This window comes from Mesorhizobium sp. WSM4848 (assembly GCF_055811375.1).
Window position 1 is genome coordinate 198918 of sequence record NZ_JBVVPX010000001.1, and the last position, 18594, is coordinate 217511.

Genomic DNA, 18594 nt, shown 5'->3' on the forward strand with positions numbered 1-18594 from the left:
CCGAAACGGCACAATGCGCCAATTCTGGATCTTCCCCAGTGATGCTGCGAAGGTTAGCGTGCATTTCGTTGGGCAGCGCAGATGGTTGCACAGCAAGGAGCCTAGCGTCCCGGCTTGCGCAGTGCAGGCCGTCAGCGAACCCTGTAGAACGGATTCGGCAGCAGGAACAGCTTCTCGGCGTGTCCCCCAAACAGGTCGGATGGCTGGTCACCGACATTGGCAATGATCGTGTAGCCGGCCTTTTCGATTTCGGCTCTTATGGGTGCCTTGAAATCTGCGGCGGAACCATATTTGGCTCCCGGCTGGACCATATGAAGTTGCTCATAGCCGGCATAGCCCGCCGATTGCAGATTCTGTTCGGTCGCATGACGCTGGTCCTCCGGACGTCCGGTGATGAAGAACACTGCGACTTTCGCCGTTCGCGCTTGCCGGAAGACCTCCAGGACAGGCTCGATGGCCGGATCCTTCGCGAGTTGGTCCCAGGCGGCCCAGCCACAGGGACCGTCGATTGCGATGTCGCAGGCGCCGCCGATCGGGCGGCCGAAATTGTCACGCGTGATCACTTCCCAGTTGGCCAAAGCCGTCTCGTCGATGTCGAGCACCAGGGCGGGGCGAGGCACCTCAGTTGCGCGCTTGACGACCCAATCGCCTGCCTGCTTCGCTACTGCGGCAAGGTCGCGATCATATGCGCCGGAATCATGATAATTGGCGGCCGCCAGCATCGCGTCGCCGACATTAGCTGGCTGGGACGGGCTTGTGAGAAGGAGCGGGCCATCGGCACGCGCGGGCACAGGCACATTTGTGCCAATCATCAGCACGATTGTTCCGATGGCCGCACCACGCGCAATTCTATTCCAACTAATCGTCTGCATCACTGAGACCTTGCGGTCGCGACAAGTCCTCTGTCAAGCGAGGCAAGGCACAGGTCCTCGAACTGCGGCGCTGAATTCGAGGATTGCGAAAACAATCGACGCACGTCCTGAATGCGCCAATTCCATGGTCCGGCCGACGACGACACTCAAAACCACCTCCTCAACGATGCGGTGGACCAGCCAACCGCAGCGGAGTAAGGGAGCGGTGTTCGAGGCCGTTTTGGGTTACGAAAGCAGGTGGCGCCGCGTGACGTGCAAACGTTGCGAATGCGATCAGGCCGGCTATCGGTGGAGTACTCGTGAAAAAGACTGTCGTTAGAGTTGTCTGTGCCATCGGCCAAGCGGGGCAGCTCGGCCTCAAAGGAGGCCTTCCCTGGGAAGGCAACCGGTCGCCGGAGTTCGTCGCCGACGTTGCACGATTTTTCGACCTCACCAGAGGACACGTCTTGCTCGCCGGTCCCAAGACGATCGCGAGCATTCCGGATTTTGCTCGCGCGGATCGGGAACTTGTCGTCGTTCGCTCCAGCATGGATCCTGAGGACACACTGCAGCGCTTCGTCGGCCGCGTCGTCTTCATCGGCGGCGGTCCACCAGTATGGGACGCCTACGCGCGCTTCGTCAGCCATTGGGATATCACGCGTCTGCCCTATGACGGGCCGGCGGACCGCTGGTTCGACGCAAGATGGCTTACGGCGGGTGGCGAGTTCGCCGGAAATCACCGCGACCCCAAAAATCACCGCGACCAATGAAGGCTCGGCTCGCAGCGGGCACCGCGGTGAAACGATCGCGGTGCCGTAGTCTGTAGCCGCACACCTAGCAGTTCGCCCCAGTCTGCGGATCGCACGCCTTGTTTTCCTGCTTCTGTGGTTTGGGCTCGGCCGCCTGTTCCGGTTCGGCCTGCTCCTGCTCGGCGGCGGGCTGCTCCTTGGCCTTCGGCTTCTTAGGCTTGGCCGCCTGTTCCGGCTCGGCCTGCTCCTGCTCGGCGGCGGGCTGCTCCTTGGCCTTCCGCTTCTCAGGCTTGGCCGCCTGTTCGGGCTCGGCCTGCTCCTGCTCGGCGGCGGGCTGCTCCTCGGACTTCGGCTTCTCAGGCTTGGCCGCCCGTTCGGGCTCGGTCTGCTCCTGCTCGGCGGCCGGTTGCTCGTCGGTCGTCGGCTTCTCAGGCTTGGCGGTCTCTTCCGGCTTGACTTCGTCATCCGGCGCCTGTTCGGTCGTTGCTGCGCCTTCCGTCGGCTTCGATTTCCGGCCTGCCTGAATCTGCTTCACCTCCTCGATGTCTTTGAGTTCAGCTGGTTTGGCCTCGGGATCGGCTTTCACCTCAGCTTCAAAGACCGTGACCGTATTGTTTTCCACTTTGCCGGCCTGCTCGGGCGTCTCGGTCTCGCTGACCTCAACGACGGTCACCTGCTGGTTCGTCTCCTTCTCGATCACATCAACATCAATGACTTTGTTGATCACCACGTTGTTGTGGATCGTCACGTCGCCGGCCGGCTCGGCCGCCTCGACAATGCGCACAAACTCCGTCTCATCACGGATAACGACGACGGAAATGTCGTCAGCGAGGAATTCGCGGGTGGGGACCACGACCCAGTAAAAATCCGGCGCGGTGTCGAAGGTCACCTCGATTGAAATCAAATCGGGATCGCGGCGCGGCGGCAGCGGAGCCCAGATGACGTGCTCCCGTTCGCGCCGCCAACTCACCCATGCCGGCGCCCAACGAGTGCCGGGAACCCAGTACCAGCCGATGTCGTCGGCATAGCCCCAGCGGCCGTAATGGTAGGTCGCCCACCCGAACGGCTCATCGGACACCCAGAGCCAGCCATACTGCTCGGTATAGACCCAATGTCCAAGGGTATACGGACGCCAATCGTCAGCTACATCAACCGGGACGAAAACGGTCGCTCCCCGGTACGAAACCCAATCACCATGGGAAGACAGTTCATCGTAAAATGTGCTGATCGAAATGGAAACGTCGGTGGCAGCCCTCGCCTCGGACACAAGCGACCATGGCGCCACCGGGGGCGCCACCGGGTTGGTAATCTCGACGACCGTGAGCAAGCCGACGGTTACGCCGCCCAGCATCAGCCGTACAGCGGTTTGGGCAAGGACGCGTTTCATCCCAGTTTCCTCCGAAACAGATCGCCCTTCATCCTGAAAACTCACCGGCTGTCGAATTGTTCCGGCTTGGCATCACGAGATGATACCGGGATCAACATCAGAGTCGCTTCATGAGGTCGGCGCGCCGGATCACGACCGCCGTGCGCAGCGGGGCCCCGACGCAAAAGTCGCACATCGACGGTAAAGCCTGCCCGGCCCAGCCCGGCGATCGGCAGCGAACGTGGAGTCAGTGGCGAATCGCAAACCTTTGAGACTAGCGAATGCATCCCACACTTTCGTCATCCCAGGGTCTCCGCGACGTCGCTTCGCTCCTGCTCCGCCCTAGGATGACGAAAGTGTGGTGGCCTGTGGCGTTGGATCGGCGGCTGCAGGCCGCCCTTGGCTGCCTTGTCGACAAGGCGGGACAGATGCGTCTTGGCCTCGTGGATATTGACGATGCGCATCGCGAACTCCATGGCTTAATCCACAAAACTTAGTCTACTAGGGCATGAACTTCAGGGGCATCTGCCGAAGAAGGCTGATGGCCGCGCCTTGCTACAGGGTCGTCTTGACTTCCCCGATCTCGGCACCAACTAGGGTTATATGAACGCCACAAAAAAGATCCGTCGCGATTTTCTTTTCCGGGTTTGCCCCATCGCGGGATCGTAACCCCCGGCTCGGCTGCCATGCGCCCCGGGCCGAGGGGCAAGCACATAAATCAACATCGAACGTAGGCAGGCCAGCACCGGCTCTTGGGGCATCAGCTTTGAGCAAGATCTGCCTCGAATTGGCCGGTTCCACCATGCTTGAGGCAGCCCGCTCAACTGAGAATACGAGTACGCAAAAATGCAAGATAACATGAAGGCCCGGCGCAAGCCCACCATCCGCATCTCGAAATCGGACCATACGCGTTTATCGGCGCTTGCCAGCGCCGTGGCCGCACGAAATCCGCAGGCTTCCGATGAATTGCTCGCCGAACTCGAGCGAGCGCGCATCGTTTCCGATGGTTTGATCTCCGCGGGCGCCGTCCAGATGGGTTCGACGGTGACGTTCAAGCCCGATACTGGTGACGCGAAGACAGTTACGCTGGTTTTTCCTGGCGATGCGGACATCGCCGACGGCAAGGTTTCAATCCTTACGCCGATCGGCACGGCCCTGCTCGGTCTCTCGGCCGGACAGTCGATCATGTGGACCGCGCGAGATGGGCGCCGGCATGAATTGTCGGTGCTTGCCGTGAACCGGCCTGGTCGGGAAGGCGATGCAGCCGATCAGCGTGCACCAGCACCTTCGACGACGGCGGGCGACTAAAGCGCGTCGCGTTTGACCGGCCTCATGCGGCGCACTTCAAAATTGTTGTTTTTATGCATGTTGTCATCGCAAAACCGCTGCACACCCTCGGGTCAGGCCCTGCGTCAGGCCCGAGGCATGCTTTTGAGCGTGTTTCCGCGAAGGGCATCAGCGCGCCGAGGACCTCAAGCGCCTCCTTCGCGAACGCCTCGCGATATGGACAACCGGTGCTGAAGCAAACGGCCCGACCCTACGCCGACCCGCCCTTCACCCTCTTGACGTGGTCCAGAACAATTGCAGGGTCATAGGGCTTCGCGAGGTGAGGCCTTGGTCGGGCAATCAGTCGTTCACCAGGCACAGAGGGATCGACTCGGTTAGGCCAGCCGCGTGGCAAAAAAATAAGGGTTGGTTGTCGGGAGGCGCGCCACTTGTTCGTCCTTTGGACACGAAGCAACGAATATGGGTGAAAGACCCGTGAGAGAGTTTAGATCATCGAACACGTCTCTGGTCGGTGTGATCCAGGCCAACCTTATTAGGGCGTTCATCGGTCCCGTTCTGGCCGGCGAGGCGCCCAAGGTCTGGTTCGACTGAGATCTGGCAGTCGCGGCGCAAACAAATACCCCCAGGAACCGAACAAGAACCGAGGAGATTAGATATATGGCGAAACTCGTAACCTGCCTGTGGTTCGACCACGGCGAAGCACGCAAGGCGGCAGAGTTCTATGCCGCCACCTTTCCCGACAGTCATGTGGATCGGCTGAATGCGGCCGCATCGGACTATCCCGGCGGCAAGGAAGGCAATGAACTGACGGTCGAGTTCACTGTGCTTGGCCAGTCTTTTCTCGGCCTGAACGGCGGCCCGAATTTCAAGGCGAACGAATCCGTCAGCCTAATGGTGCTGACCGAAGATCAGGAAGAGACCGACCGCTACTGGAATGCGATCGTTGGAAACGGCGGCAGCGAGAGCGCCTGCGGATGGTGCAAGGACCGGTGGGGCTTCTCCTGGCAGATCACGCCGAAGCGGCTGATGGAACTGACGACCAATCCCGACCGCGCCAAGGCCAAGCGCGCGATGGAGGCGATGATGACGATGAAGAAAATCGATATCGCAGCGCTGGAAGCCGCAGCAGCCGGCTGACCCGATCCAAGGCAAGACGCCCTGGTGAACTCGATGAATGGAGATGATCATGCCCAACACCGTTAAACTGCACCGGGTTTTGGCCACGAAGCCCGAAAAGGTCTATCGCGCATTTCTGGAACCTGACGCGGTCGCGAGTTGGCTCCCGCCCTTCGGTTTTACCTGTACTGTGCATGAGCTTGAGGCGAAGGAAGGCGGCAAGCACAGAATGTCCTTTCGAAACTTCACGACCGGCCACAGCCATTCCTTCGGCGGCACCTATCTGAAACTCGTCCCCGGCGAGACGCTCGTCTACAGCGATGTGTTCGATGATCCGAACCTGCCGGGCGAGATGAAAGTGACCGTCACGCTGAAGGCCGTTTCAGTCGGAACGGAGATGACGGTGGTTCAGGAGAACGTGCCCGATCTGATCCCAGTGGAGGCATGCTATCTCGGTTGGCAAGAGTCGCTGCGCAAGCTTGCTAATCTCGTCGAGCCCGAAATCACGCAGTAAAACGCCTGCGTGATCTTATCCGACTGCGACGACAAGGAAAGCAAAAATGACCAACCAGCAGATCACCATTGCCACCACGATCGCCGCGCCGATCGAACGCGTCTGGGAGGCCTACACGACGCCCGGCGATATCACGCGGTGGAACTTCGCTTCCGACGACTGGTGCTGCCCAAGCGCGGAAGCCGACCTAAAGGTGGGCGGCGGCTACAAGGCGCGCATGGAAGCCAAGGACGGCAGTTTCGGCTTCGATTTCGAGGCGGTGTACGAAGAGGTCGAGCCGTACAAGGCGATCGCATTCGCCATGAGCGACGGGCGCAGGGCGCGTACGACCTTCGAATCCGCAGGGAACGGTACGAAGGTGACGACCATATTCGATGCCGAGACGCAGAACTCCATCGAGATGCAGCGTGACGGCTGGCAGGCGATCCTGAACAACTTCGGGCGTTTTGTTGAATCCAGCGCAGGACATGAGCAACTTCAAGGAGGTCGTTGAACTCCGCCGGAAGTAGTTTTTCCAGGCCTATAGGCTGAGACGATCGTCGAGATCAAAGCCCTCCAAACACCCGAGGCGATGATCGAGATCGAAGCCATGGCAGCCGTCGCTGCAGACGACGGTCTATTCGCCTCGGGATCTTTCAACGACCGTCCGCTGCTGACCGGCCGCGCTATGCGCTCAAGCGAAACCGTGTGACGTCGATGGCCGCGGCCATCAGCGTCTGCGTGTAGGGTGCCTGCGGATTGCTGAAGATCGCCTCGCTCGGCCCTTCCTCGACGATCTTGCCCTGCTTCATGACGATGATGTAGTCGGCCATGGCGCGCACGACGGCAAGATCGTGGCTGATGAACAGGTAGGACAGTTCATGGTCGGCCTGCAGCTTGCGCAGCAAATCGACGATCTGCTTCTGGACGGAGCGATCGAGCGCCGACGTCGGCTCGTCGAGGACGACCACCTTGGGCTTGAGGATCATCGCCCGCGCGATGGCGATGCGCTGGCGCTGGCCGCCGGAGAATTCGTGCGGGTAGCGATTGCGCGCATTCGGGTCGAGCCCGACTTCCTGCAAGGCCTCGACGGCGCGCAAATCGCGTTGCCTGCCCGACAGGGTCGGCTCATGCACCAGAAGCCCTTCGGTGATGACCTGGCCGACGGTCATGCGCGGCGACAGCGAACCGAACGGGTCCTGGAAGACCAGCTGCAATTCGCGCCGCAGCGGCCGCATGGCCTGGCGGTCGGCGGCGGAAATATCGCGATCGCCAAAGCGGATGAGGCCATCGCTTGGCAGCAGCCGCAGCAAGGCTCGGCCGAGCGTCGATTTTCCCGAACCGGATTCGCCGACGATGCCGATGGTCTGGTTGCGTTGGAGCCGGATCGAAATATGGTCGACTGCGCGCAGGATCAGCGGTTCTCCGGCGAGAAACCCGCCGCCGATCTTGAAGGTCACCTCGACATTCCTGCCTTCGAGCAGGACGGGCGCATTTGGCGGTGGCGGCGCCTTGGTTCCGGTCGGCTCGGCGGCCAACAGCATCCTGGTATAGGCATGCTGCGGGCTGACGAAGATCGCTTCCGCCTCGCCCTCCTCGACGACTTCGCCATAGCGCATGACATAGACGCGGTCGGCAAAGCGCCGGACGATGCCGAGATCGTGGGTGATGAAGACGATCGCCATGCCGAGCTTGCGCTGCAGTTCGGCGAGCAGCATGAGGATCTGCGCCTGGATGGTCACGTCGAGCGCCGTCGTCGGTTCGTCTGCGATCAGTATGTCGGGATCGTTGGCCAGCGCCATGGCGATCATGACCCGCTGTCGCTGGCCACCCGACAATTCGTGCGGATAGGATTTCATCCGCCGCTCGGGATCGGGAATATGGACCAGTCGCAAGAGCTTGAGCGCCTCTTCGCGTGCTTGCGCCGCGCCAAGCCCACGATGCCGGCGGATCGGTTCGATCAGTTGGTTGCCGATCGAATAGAGCGGATCGAGCGAGGTCATCGGCTCCTGGAAGATCATGCTGATCCTGCGGCCGCGGACTTGGTTGAGCTCGGACTTGCTCAGGCTCAAAAGGTTGCGGCCGCGATAGTCGACGACGCCCGTCGCCTCGCCGTTCGAGGCCAGCAGGCTCATCGCCGCCATCATCGTCTGGCTTTTGCCGGAACCGGATTCGCCGACAACGGCAACGGTTTCGCCTGCATTGACGTGGATGTTGATGCCCTTGACCGCCTCGACCACACCGTCAAGCGTGCGGAAGCGGACGCGAAGGTCCTTGACGCTGAGGATCGTTTCGGAAGTGTCCATCTCAACGATCCCTGGGGTCGAGCGCGTCGCGCAGGCCGTCGCCGACGAAATTCAACGCGAACAGCGTCGAGACAAGGAAAAACGCTGGGAACAAAAGCAGCCAGTTGGCGGTGCCGATGTTCTTGGCGCCGGTCGAGATCAGCACGCCCCAGCTGGTCATCGGTTCCTGCACGCCGAGCCCGAGGAAGGACAGGAAACTCTCCAGGATGATGACCTGCGGCACCAGCAGCGTCATATAGATAACTACTGGGCCAAGCAGGTTGGGAATGACGTGGCGGATCAGAATGCCGCGCTGGCCTACGCCCATCGCCTCCGCCGCCTGGACATATTCCTGCCGCCGGATCGACAGCGCCTGGCCGCGCACGATGCGCGCCATGTCGAGCCACAGCACGGCGCCGACTGCCAGGAACATCAGCACGAAGTTCCGGCCGAAGAACACCACCAGCATGATGACGAAAAAAATGAACGGCAGCGAATAGAGCACATCGACGATGCGCATCATCACCTCGTCTATCCTGCCGCCGGCAAGGCCGGCCGCAGCGCCGTAGAGCACGCCGATGACGCCCGCCACGACCCCGGCGAGCAGGCCGATGGCCAGCGAGATGCGCCCGGCCATCAGCGTCCGCGACAGGAGATCGCGGCCGGTATTGTCGGTGCCGAACAGGAAATACTGCTGCCTGATTGAAGCGCTCATCACCGCTTCAAGGCCATCAGCCGATTTGCTCTCTATCTTGGTGTTGTCGAAGGCATCGGAACGATCGAGGTAGCGGACATTGCGGTCGTCGATCGGCTTGCGCGATGTGACGGTGACGAAGATGCGATTGTCTTCCTGCCGCCACTGCTTGATCTCGACACGCATGCGCTTGATCGCCTCGTTGAGCGCGGTTTCTATCTTGTCGGGCTTCGGATAGGCCGACAAGCTCGGTGGCATGCGCACATAGTCGGCGTAGATGGTGGTGTATCGATGCGGCACCAAAGAGGGTCCGAACACGCTGAGGATCGCGATGAGGGCAAGATAATACAGGCTGAACATGGCGGCGCGGTTGGCCTTGAGGCGGGCCCAGGCATCGCCCCACAGGGAGCGGCCGACGATGGCCGGAGCGGTGGCTGCGATGTCAGTCATAGCGCACCCTCGGATCGACGAAGGCATACATGACGTCGACGATCAGGTTGAAGACGATGGTGAACAGCGCGATGACCACCACGGTGCCCATGACCAGCGTGTAGTCACGGTTGAGCGCGGCCTCGACGAAATAGCGGCCGATGCCGGGAATGGAAAAGATCGTCTCGACGATGATCGAGCCGGTGAGCAGTGCCGCCGCCGCCGGGCCGGTGAAGGAGACGATCGGCAATATGGCACCGCGCAGCGCATGCTTGACGACCACCGACCAGTCCGACAGGCCGAGCGCACGTGCGGTGCGAATGTGGTGCGAGCGCAATGATTCGATCATCGAACCGCGCATCAGGCGGGCGACGATGGCGATCTGCGGCAAGGCGAGGGTCAGCACAGGGCCGATCTTGTTGAGCAGGGCGCCGTCGCCCCAGCCGCCGATCGGCAGCAGTTTCCAGGTCAGGCCGAATAAAAGCTGGATCACCGGCGCGATGACGAAGGTCGGAATGGTGCTGCCGGCGGCAGCCAGCGCAATCACCGAGTAGTCGGCAAGCCTGTTCTGGTTGAGCGCGGCGATGGTGCCGAGGAGGCCGCCGAGCAGCAGCGCCAGGATCAGGGCCGAGGCGCCGATCTGGATTGAAACGGGCAGGCCCCTGGCAAACAATTCGGTGACGGTGAAATCCGGCATGTTGTAGCTCGGACCGAAATTGCCGCGCAGCAGATTGCCGAGATAGTGGACATATTGCAGCCACAGCGGGTCGTTGAGGCCGAACTGCGCTTCAAGATTGGCCTTGATCTCGGGGCTCAGGCCCCGCTCCTGGTTGAACGGGCCGCCCGGGGCGACACGTATCAGGAAGAACGCCAGGGTCACGATGACGAACAGCGTCGGGATGGCGGTCAGGAGCCGCCGGAATACGTATCGCAGCATCGGTTCCCCGCTTTGCTAGCAAACCGGAACCGCCGCCCCTGACGCATGACCCCGAACCGAAGTTCGGAAAGGATCAGGCGTAATCAAGGCGTTACAGCGCCCTCTGCGCGTCCCGAAGGACGCGCGGCGCTGTAAAGGAGCGGCAGTCCGGCCAAGGAGATCAGTCCTTGGAGATGAAGCGGGATGGATGCACGTCCATAACGTTGTCCTCGAAGCCATGAAGCTTCGGAGAAACGATATCCTTGTAGCTGTAGTAGAGAAGCGGGATGTTGCCGACCTCGTCGACGAGGATGCGCTCGGCCTCGGCGAGTTCTTTCATGCGCTCTTCGGGCTTGCCGCCGGCGGCGGCCGCCTCGTCCATGGCCTTCTCGAATTCCGGGCTATTGTAGCCCGAATAGTTGTTGCCGCTTGCCTTGCGGGAGATGCCGAGGAAGGTTTCCGGATCCTTGTAATCGGCAATCCAGCCAGCACGCGCCACGTCGTAGTCGCCCTTCTGCTCAAGGAAGGAGTAGTGGGTCTTGGTGTCGGTGTTGAGAAGCGTGACTTCGACGCCGAGCGGCTTCAACTGCTCCTGGATGGCGACCGCAGTGTTCTTGTGGTTTTCCGACGTGTTGTAGCGGATTTCCATCTTCAGCGGTTTCTCGGGCGTATAGCCAAGCTTCTCGAGTACCTTCTTGGCCTCATCCTCGCGGTCGATCTGCGACATATCCGCGTATTTGGCCATTGCCGGCGTATAGCCCTCGATGCCTGGAGGCACCATCGAATAGCCGGGCAGCATCGAGTTCTGCCAGACCTTTTCGGCAAGGAAATCACGGTCGACTGCCATGGAGATGGCGTTGCGCAGTTCGACGTTGTCCCACGGCGCCTTGTCGGTCTTGATCGCAAAGTAGTAGGTGCCGAGGTAGGGCCCGACGCGAATCTGATCGCCAAACTTGGCCTTGAGGTCGGCGAGCTGCTCGGTCGGGAGGTCGTCGTAGCTATCGAGTTCGCCGGCCTCGAAGCGCTTCATCGCCGACGAGCGATCTTCGGTCGGGATGTAGTTGACGACGTCGAGCTTGACGCTCGCAGCATCCCAGAATTTCGGATTCTTGACCAGTTTGATGTGGTCGTTGGGAACCCACTCCGCCAGGGTAAAGGCGCCATTGGAGACCAGATTGCCCGGCTTGATCCAATCGGCGCCGAGCTTTTCCATGGAGGCCTTGTTGACCGGAAACGCCGCCTGGTGGGTCAGCATTTCGAGGAAATAGGGCGTCGGCGCCTTCAGCGTCACTTCCAGAGTGTTTGCGTCGATTGCCTTGACGCCCATCTCCTCGGGCTTCGCCTTCTTGGTGTTCACCTCCTCGGCGTTTTTCACGGGATAGAGCATCGAAGCGTATTCTGCGCCGGTGGCCGGATCTTCCAGCCGTTGGAAAGCGTAGACGAAGTCATCTGCCGTCACCGGAGCGCCATCCGACCAGACGGCGCCCTTGCGCAGCTTGAAGGTGTAGACGGTGCCGTCGTCCGACACTGTCCAGCTTTCGGCGGCACCCGGGATGAGGTTCGCCTTTGCGTCCTGCATGGTCAGCCCCTGGAACAGGTCACGCAAAATATTTGCTTCGTAGATTGTCGAGGTCTTGTGCGGGTCGAGCGACTCCGATTCGGCGGCGCTGCCTCTGTTGTAGACGACCTCGGCCAAGGCTGGCGTGTAGAACGTTCCGGCAGCCAAAGCCATGGTTGTGGCGAACACCGTCGCCTTCAGCATGTTTTTCAGCATGAAGTTCTCCCTGTCGAGGCGGCCCTTGCGCTACGCCTCTTGAGTGTTGACGCCCCGAAACCGATTCGCTGGCCCCTTTGAGCGCGCCGCCGGTTCCCTTTCCGGTAGCTGGTGGCCAAACAGTAACGTGGTGATTTTTTATTTCAACAGACTCGTGAGGTCACCCTAAGTAAGGCGCAGCGACAGCTACTTCGCGACCGGCAGAACAGCGGTCGAAACCATGGACCGAGCCTTTTCAGCTGCTGCTGTCAATGTTGCGGATGCTTTCGCTCTTGGCGGATCGCTGTTCGTCAGGCCGGAACGACTTCTGATGCAGCCTACTCGGCTGCCCGCAGACGATGTTCGAGCTGCCTTCAACAAACAGTGCCGGACGTGCGGCTTCAGGACCATTGGTTCCGCTTGCCGCCAGCGTGCGCGCCGCGCCGTCGGGAGCCGAACGGGGGCCAAGTTCTCCGGCCATTCGCTTTCGCGCCAGACTTGCCTCGTCGGCCGAGGTCGACAAGCGCTATGCGCAAAAGCAGCTCGGCCACGCCTCGGCCGAGCGATGATACGCAGATACCAGCGCCGACGTGACCGGTTCCGCGTCAATCTCACCAATGCCTCTTGAGAAAGCCCCTCCCCGCTACGCGCCAAACAGCCGCCGGTCCCAGTAGACCGGCTGGTGCAGGCTTGTCTGGATCTTTGAAAACTCCGGATGCGCCGGATTGATCAGCACATTGCAATCCAGACGCGCCACGACACTCGGCACCAGCAGGATGGCGCTGCGCCGTTCTAGACACCAGGTTTCCCCGAATCCCTGGCTGACCATCGCCGGCATCGTGTCCCAGCCGGGCAGTGACGGGTGGGAAAAGACCTCGTAGCTCAGTCCGCGCGGGATTGTGATTTCGATGTAGTGTTGGTTGGGCGGCAGTCGGCCGCTGCCATGCACCAGCTTTTCCAACAGGGCCGTCGAATAGTGCTCGCTGGTGTAGATGATAGGACTTCCGGGCGTGTTCCATCGCCCTGGCGCGATTGTCGAGCCGGTCGCATCGAAGATCGGGTAAGTGCCGGCCGGATCGCCGATACGAAAGGACGATAGTGTGCGATCGAGAGTCTGCGCCGTCACGCAGCACTGCCGTACTTCAGACCTGCGAGAATATCGACCACCATTTCGGCACCGAACTCGCTCATGATAACGACGTCAATCGGTCGCTTGTCCTCAATCATCGGGTGCGGCCGAAACAAGAAATCGCGCGCTTCCTGTTCGTTCTGCCAGACATCGACGGCAAGGCCCCAGACGCGCGCGACGCGGGCCAATCGTGTGCCCTCGTCCGACGAGAGGCGATGTACCGTCTTGCGTCGCTCGTAGGTCGCCTTGGGGATCAGCCGGTATTTGAACTGAGCATCGCCAGGCGCCAGAAGATGCGCAACGCGCTCAAGTGCGCCAATGGGAAGTCCATCCTCGATCCGGGAGATCAGCCCGAAGGGCGACCGCGCTGCCACCTCTTTAACGGGCAGCCCCAACACGTCGGCGACATTTCCGAGCGCTAGCATATCACTCTCCATTCCATGTGAGGCGATAGTTAGCCTCACATGATGGGTCATGCAAGCCACCCGTTCGATCTGCAGCCTGTCTGCGGGTGCTAACCGAGAAGGCGAGGACAGGGATTTTCGGTCGGGCCGATGCTGATGGCGGCATTGCCGCGAATGGCGTGGCAGCAAAGATGAGGGTCGTTGGCGGATCGGTTCGCACTGATGCGGGGATGCGAGAGCGTAACCGCAGGCGCAGAGAACGTCGACGCGTTCATCCTCTCTCTAATTCCGATCCGGGTTTGGTTAGGTGGAGCAATCGTGCCAGTCACGATCACGCGAATACCGGTCCGAACCCGGTGGTTGCGACGATGCAGTCGCGCCCCCTGTTCTTTGCCACATAGAGATTCTGATCAGCGCGCAGCAGGATGTCGTTCAAGGTTTGGCCTGGTCCGTGCACGCAAATCCCGATGCTGACGGTGATTTCTCGGTCCTCGATGCCGACTGCCCGCCTGACGCCGCGCATGTTCTGTCTGATGCGCTCGGCTACTTCCAATGTCTTGTCGCGGCCAGCTTCGACCAGGAACACGGCAAACTCCTCGCCGCCGATGCGCGCCGCCAAGTCGCTTTCCCGAATCGAGCTCCGAATAACACTGCCCATTTCCTGGAGGACGGCATCACCGATGGCATGACCAAAGGTGTCGTTGATGGATTTGAAATGATCGGCGTCGATGAACAGTACGGCGCCTTCCCTAAAGGCCTCGGAACCCACGATTGCCTCGGCCTCCTCAAAGAAAGTTTTCCTGTTGGCAAGGCTTGTGAGGTGGTCGAGGCGTGCCGCCCGGTCGAGCCTGGCGGCCATCAAGGCGAGCTTCAACTGTTGCCTCAGGAAGAAATAGCCGAGCGGAAATCCAACCGCGATCGTGATGACCGTTGTCAAAAACAAGTCCAAGAGGAGGCGGTCGGCAAAGAAGATACCATAGAAAACGAGCGTGAGTGTATCCGCGCCGATGATGGCTGCCAGAACCACGACGCAGGTCTGCCTGAAAGGCGAGAGCTTCCCGAAGCGTGTCAGGAGATAATGTGATGCCGTCATTCCGCCAACCGCCTTTGGGTAACTCTAACCCGTGAGTGGTAAACACAAGTTGCAACTAGCGGCAGCAATTTTGAAACAACCCGCACGTCAGATCCTGCACGAAAACCCTTGCACCTCGAGGGACGGGCAATGCCCTCAGCGGATCGCATGATATTGATGCGGGTCAATGGGGTCTGGTTCTGCAGCCGTTGAGATCGCAACAACGATCCGACGATCTTGACCTTCAAACAGCACCGACATCGTCGTTCAGTGAGCTGACAATAGCGAGATCAGCCGGCTCGCCCGAGAAAGCAGCCCAAGGGCGGCAGCGACAGAATTCTTTCCTGCAAGGCGGCACCAGCGCCAAGGTCGATCGTCTCTGCGACATCGATACCCTGCGGCAACGGCCAGTTGGCCGGCTCCTCGGCGAAGTTGAAAACGCACAGCAGCGTCTCGCCGCCGCCTTCGCGAATGAAGGCAAGCACATCGCCCTCGGCATCGAGAAAGCGGATCGAACCCTGTACCAGCGCCGCATGCTGCTTGCGCAACGCCAGCATCGCCCGGTAGCTGGCCAGAACTGACTTTTCTTCGCCGTTCTGGATATCGACCGCGCGGGCGCGATGGCTTTCCGGGATTGGAAGCCACGGCCTGCCGATCGAAAAACCGGCATTGTTGGCGCCTTTCTCCCACACCATCGGCGTGCGGCAGCCATCCCTGCCCTTAAAGCCGGGCCAGAAGCGGATGCCGTAGGGATCGCGCAGATCCTCGAACGCCAATTCCGCCTCCTCCAGCCCGAGTTCCTCACCCTGATAGAGGCAGATCGATCCACGCAGGCATGACAGCAGAGCGATCGAGAACTTCGCCATCCTTTCCGGATCGCCGCCGGGCCTCGTCCATCGCGTTACATGGCGAACGACATCGTGGTTGGAAAACGCCCAGCAGACCCAGCCGTCGGAGACAGCACTCTCGAACGCTTCGACACATCCACGCACATGCGCCGCCGAGAATTGCGGACCGAGCAGATCGAAAGTGTAGCACATGTCGAGCTTGTCGCCGCCGCCGGTGTAAGCGGCGAGCGTCTGCAACGAACGGGCTTCGTCGCCGACCTCGCCGACAGCGGCGCGGCTTTCATATTCGTCGAGCAGCGCCCGAAACCGCTTGAGGAAAGCGAGGTTTTCGGGCTGCGTCTTGTCAAACAAATGCTCCTGATAGAGGTAGGGATTGGTTTCGGTGTTGGTGCCTGCGACGCTTGACGCCAGGGGCGGGTTGCTGCGCAGCCAGAGGTCATGGACATAGTAATTGACCGTATCGAGGCGAAACCCGTCGACGCCGCGCTCCAGCCAAAACCGCACCGTTTCCAGCAGGGCGTCCTGAACCTCCGGATTGTGGAAATTGAGGTCCGGCTGCGAGGCGAGAAAATTGTGCATGTAATATTGCCTGCGGGTCGCGTCCCACTCCCAGGCGGGGCCGCCGAAGACCGACAGCCAGTTGTTGGGCGCGGTGCCATCTGGCTTCGGATCGGCCCAGACATACCAGTCCGCTCTGGGATTATCGCGGCTCGCGCGGCTTTCGACGAACCATGCGTGCCGGTCGGACGAATGCGACAGAACCTGGTCGATGATGACTTTCAGGCTGAGACGGTGCGCCTCGGCGACCACTGCGTCGAAATCCTCTAATGTGCCGAACATCGGATCGACGGCCGTATAGTCGGAGACGTCGTAGCCCATATCGGCCATCGGCGACTTGAAGAAGGGCGACAGCCAGACGGCGTCGGCGCCAAGCGATGCGACATGCGCCAGCCTCGACGTGATACCGCGCAGATCGCCACTGCCGTCCCCCGTCGTGTCCTGGAACGAGCGCGGGTAGATCTGGTAGATGACGCAGCCGCGCCACCACTCGGCGTGGTCACTTGCCAATCGGGTTCTCCTTTATCTGAGCCTGCGCGGCTTCGTGTTCGATCATGAAGATCACCGTTCGCCCCGGCACCGGCCGTGAAATTCCGGCTGCGCCGTCCGTTGTTTCGATGGCTGGCTTCCAGCGAAATCCGTCGCGCTCCGGCAGCGTGAACATACACGCCCGGCGATCGCCATTGATGACAACGGCAAGGCGGCGATCATCGCTGCCGAGCATCATGACCAGGCGGTACCGCTCCGGATCGTGCCAGCCTGCCTCGTCGAACGGCGTGCCGGTTTCAGTGAGCCAGACCGCGTCCGGTTTTTCTGATCCGGGCGGCGGCTCTCCAGTCAGGAAGCGCGTGCCGGAAAGCGCCGGCACGGAACGACGCAACGCGGCGAGCAAAACGGCGTATTGTTCCAGCGCCTGATCGCGGCCGGCCCAGTCGAGCCAGGTGATCTCGTTATCCTGCGCATAGGCGTTGTTGTTGCCCTTCTGGGTGCGGCCGAATTCGTCTCCGGCGGTCAGCATGATCGTGCCGCGTGAGCCAAACAGCGTGGCCAGCAGCGCACACCGGTCATCGAAACGGGTCGTAACGATCGCCCGGTCGCCGGCCTCGCCCTCGACGCCATTGTTCCAGGATAGGTTGTCGTCGTGGCCATCGCGGTTCTGCTCGCCATTGGCCTCATTGTGCTTGTGCTCGTAGGCAACGATGTCGGCCAGCGTCATGCCGTCATGCGCGGCGATAAAATTGACGCTGCGGCTCGTCTGCTGGCCTGGCTTGGCAAACACGTCGGACGAGCCGGCAAGCCGGGTGGCGAGCGCGCCGACCATGCCGCTATCGCCGCGCCAGAACCGGCGGATGTCGTCGCGATATCTGTCGTTCCATTCGAGGAAGGGTGGCGGAAAATTGCCAAGCTGATAGCCGTCCGGGCCGATATCCCAAGGCTCGGCGACCAGCACCAGGTCGCCAAGGACCGGATCATTCCGAATAGCCATGAGCAGTGGCGCAGCGGCGTCGAACGCGCCATCGACCCGCCCCAGAATTGGCGCCAGATCGAAGCGGAAACCATCGACGCCGGCATGGCAGACAAAGTGACGAAGCGTGTCGAGGACCATTCCCCGGACGACCGGATGATCACAAGCGACGGTGTTGCCGGTGCCGGTGTCGTTGATCAAGCTGCCGTCCGGCCGATGCCGGTAGTAGGCGCGGCTGTCGAGGCCGCGCAGCGACAGCGTCGGCCCAAGCCTGTCGCTTTCGCCGGTGTGGTTGAAGACAAGATCGAGGATGACGCCGATGCCGGCCCCACGCAGCGTGGCAACCGTCTGCCGCAATTCGGCGAGACCGCCGGGCGCCAGGCGCGGATCGAGCGCCATGAAGGTCACGGGATTGTAGCCCCAGGCATTGCGCAGCCCGAGCGGCGGCAAATGCCGCTCGTCGATCGATGCCGTCACCGGCATCAGTTCGACCGCCTCGACCCCGAGTTTTTTCAGATACTCGACGATGGCCGGATGGCCAAGCGCTGCAATCGTCCCGCGCTGGTGCTTCGGGATGTCCGGATGCAGCATGGTGAAGGCGCGCACCGGCACTTCATAGATCAGGCCGCCGGGCTGGAACAGCGGCGGCAAGGCAGGCACCGGCTGCGGCAGGGTGGCGGCAATCGCCTTCGGCAGCAGCGGCGCAGTGTCGGTGCCCTCGCCCCGGCGCGCGGCGAGCCTGCCGTCATAGACATAGGGCCTGTCGATCTCGACGGCATAGGGGTCGACCAGCAGCTTGTCGGGATCGAACCAAAGCCCAGTCTCGGGCGCATAGTCGCCATCGGCGCGAAGCCCGTATCGGGTGCCGGCGGCGACGCCGGCAACGAAAAGCGCGTGAACGCCCTCGCCTTCCGGTTGGAGTGCGAGCCGGTCGATCTCCCTCTCTCCCCGCTCATCGAAGATCGAGACCCAGAGCCGGCTGGCCGCGGACGACCATGCGGCAAAGCGGATGCCGCCGCGGGTGACGGTGGCACCGAGCTGACTCACGCGCACTCACAGCAACGGATCGTAGGCAGTTTGGGGCGATTGCAGGTTGGCTCCCCCTTCTCCCCTTGGGGGAGAAGGTGTCGCCAAAGGCGACGGATGAGGGGTGCTCCAGCCTGGCACCTACGGCGATCC

Annotated in this window: 18 protein-coding genes and 1 pseudogene; 6 read left to right on the plus strand and 13 right to left on the minus strand. The window is 61.4% G+C overall.

The annotated features are described in order from the left end of the window. Positions 1–131: 131 nt before the first annotated feature. The gene (locus AC0L16_RS00925; protein WP_473618485.1) at positions 132–812 is read right to left on the minus strand and encodes an HAD family acid phosphatase; all 681 of its coding nucleotides are present in this window, start codon (positions 810–812) and stop codon (positions 132–134) included. Positions 813–1171: 359 nt separating this feature from the next. Between AC0L16_RS00925 and AC0L16_RS00930 the strand changes: the two genes are divergently transcribed. Beyond that, a complete protein-coding gene (locus AC0L16_RS00930) occupies positions 1172–1621 on the plus strand; it encodes a dihydrofolate reductase family protein (protein WP_473618486.1) in 450 nt (149 codons plus the stop codon). A gap of 64 nt (positions 1622–1685) precedes the next feature. Here the strand turns inward: AC0L16_RS00930 and AC0L16_RS00935 are convergent, their stop codons facing one another. Beyond that, the gene (locus AC0L16_RS00935) at positions 1686–2987 is read right to left on the minus strand and encodes a DUF6600 domain-containing protein (RefSeq protein ID WP_473618487.1); all 1302 of its coding nucleotides are present in this window, start codon (positions 2985–2987) and stop codon (positions 1686–1688) included. A gap of 278 nt (positions 2988–3265) precedes the next feature. Continuing rightward, complete coding sequence (locus tag AC0L16_RS00940) at positions 3266–3442, minus strand: type II toxin-antitoxin system Phd/YefM family antitoxin (protein ID WP_473618488.1); 177 nt, start codon at positions 3440–3442, stop codon at positions 3266–3268. Positions 3443–3812: 370 nt separating this feature from the next. Here AC0L16_RS00940 and rnk point away from each other — a divergent pair, with 370 nt between their 5' ends. The 4 genes from rnk to AC0L16_RS00960 all read left to right on the plus strand — a co-directional run bounded on the left by rnk (position 3813) and on the right by AC0L16_RS00960 (position 6376). Next, a complete protein-coding gene (gene rnk, locus AC0L16_RS00945) occupies positions 3813–4274 on the plus strand; it encodes a nucleoside diphosphate kinase regulator (RefSeq protein ID WP_473618489.1) in 462 nt (153 codons plus the stop codon). Positions 4275–4910: 636 nt separating this feature from the next. Next, positions 4911–5390, plus strand: coding sequence for a VOC family protein (locus AC0L16_RS00950; RefSeq protein WP_473618490.1), 480 nt, complete (start codon positions 4911–4913; stop codon positions 5388–5390). A gap of 49 nt (positions 5391–5439) precedes the next feature. Further along, positions 5440–5883, plus strand: coding sequence for an SRPBCC family protein (locus AC0L16_RS00955; RefSeq protein WP_473618767.1), 444 nt, complete (start codon positions 5440–5442; stop codon positions 5881–5883). A gap of 46 nt (positions 5884–5929) precedes the next feature. Continuing rightward, entirely contained in the window at positions 5930–6376 is a 447-nt protein-coding gene (locus tag AC0L16_RS00960) for an SRPBCC family protein (protein ID WP_473618491.1), read from the plus strand. 172 nt (positions 6377–6548) lie between these two features. Here AC0L16_RS00960 and AC0L16_RS00965 read toward each other — a convergent pair whose 3' ends face one another. The 5 genes from AC0L16_RS00965 to AC0L16_RS00985 all read right to left on the minus strand — a co-directional run bounded on the left by AC0L16_RS00965 (position 6549) and on the right by AC0L16_RS00985 (position 12420). Beyond that, on the minus strand, positions 6549–8168 hold the full coding sequence (locus tag AC0L16_RS00965; RefSeq protein ID WP_473618492.1) for an ABC transporter ATP-binding protein: 1620 nt from the start codon (positions 8166–8168) through the stop codon (positions 6549–6551). Between the two features lies 1 nt (position 8169). Further along, positions 8170–9291, minus strand: a complete 1122-nt coding sequence (locus AC0L16_RS00970; protein ID WP_473618493.1) for an ABC transporter permease — start codon at positions 9289–9291, stop codon at positions 8170–8172. After that, positions 9284–10207, minus strand: coding sequence for an ABC transporter permease subunit (locus AC0L16_RS00975; RefSeq protein ID WP_473618494.1), 924 nt, complete (start codon positions 10205–10207; stop codon positions 9284–9286). The genes AC0L16_RS00970 and AC0L16_RS00975 overlap by 8 nt, the downstream gene beginning before the upstream one ends. 160 nt (positions 10208–10367) lie before the next feature. Then, entirely contained in the window at positions 10368–11960 is a 1593-nt protein-coding gene (locus tag AC0L16_RS00980) for a peptide ABC transporter substrate-binding protein (protein ID WP_473618495.1), read from the minus strand. A gap of 235 nt (positions 11961–12195) precedes the next feature. Further along, a complete protein-coding gene (locus tag AC0L16_RS00985) occupies positions 12196–12420 on the minus strand; it encodes a hypothetical protein (protein ID WP_473618788.1) in 225 nt (74 codons plus the stop codon). On the opposite strand from AC0L16_RS00985, the pseudogene AC0L16_RS00990 reads away from it, so the two are divergent. Beyond that, positions 12359–12567: pseudogene (locus AC0L16_RS00990) on the plus strand (integrase); the annotation flags it as partial. The gene AC0L16_RS00985 and the pseudogene AC0L16_RS00990 overlap by 62 nt on opposite strands. 15 nt (positions 12568–12582) lie before the next feature. Here AC0L16_RS00990 and AC0L16_RS00995 read toward each other — a convergent pair. The 5 genes from AC0L16_RS00995 to glgX form a co-directional block, all read right to left on the minus strand. Further along, positions 12583–13065, minus strand: a complete 483-nt coding sequence (locus AC0L16_RS00995) for an RES family NAD+ phosphorylase (protein WP_473618496.1) — start codon at positions 13063–13065, stop codon at positions 12583–12585. Continuing rightward, entirely contained in the window at positions 13062–13493 is a 432-nt protein-coding gene (locus tag AC0L16_RS01000; protein WP_473618497.1) for an antitoxin Xre-like helix-turn-helix domain-containing protein, read from the minus strand. The genes AC0L16_RS00995 and AC0L16_RS01000 overlap by 4 nt, the downstream gene beginning before the upstream one ends. A 310-nt stretch (positions 13494–13803) precedes the next feature. After that, positions 13804–14499 (minus strand): GGDEF domain-containing protein, encoded by a 696-nt coding sequence (locus tag AC0L16_RS01005; RefSeq protein WP_473618498.1) that lies wholly within the window; start codon positions 14497–14499, stop codon positions 13804–13806. A gap of 335 nt (positions 14500–14834) precedes the next feature. Beyond that, positions 14835–16460, minus strand: a complete 1626-nt coding sequence (bglA, locus tag AC0L16_RS01010) for a beta-galactosidase BglA (RefSeq protein WP_473618499.1) — start codon at positions 16458–16460, stop codon at positions 14835–14837. After that, complete coding sequence (gene glgX, locus AC0L16_RS01015; protein ID WP_473618500.1) at positions 16450–18462, minus strand: glycogen debranching protein GlgX; 2013 nt, start codon at positions 18460–18462, stop codon at positions 16450–16452. Before glgX ends, bglA begins: the two co-directional genes overlap by 11 nt. Between the last annotated feature and the right edge of the window lie 132 nt (positions 18463–18594).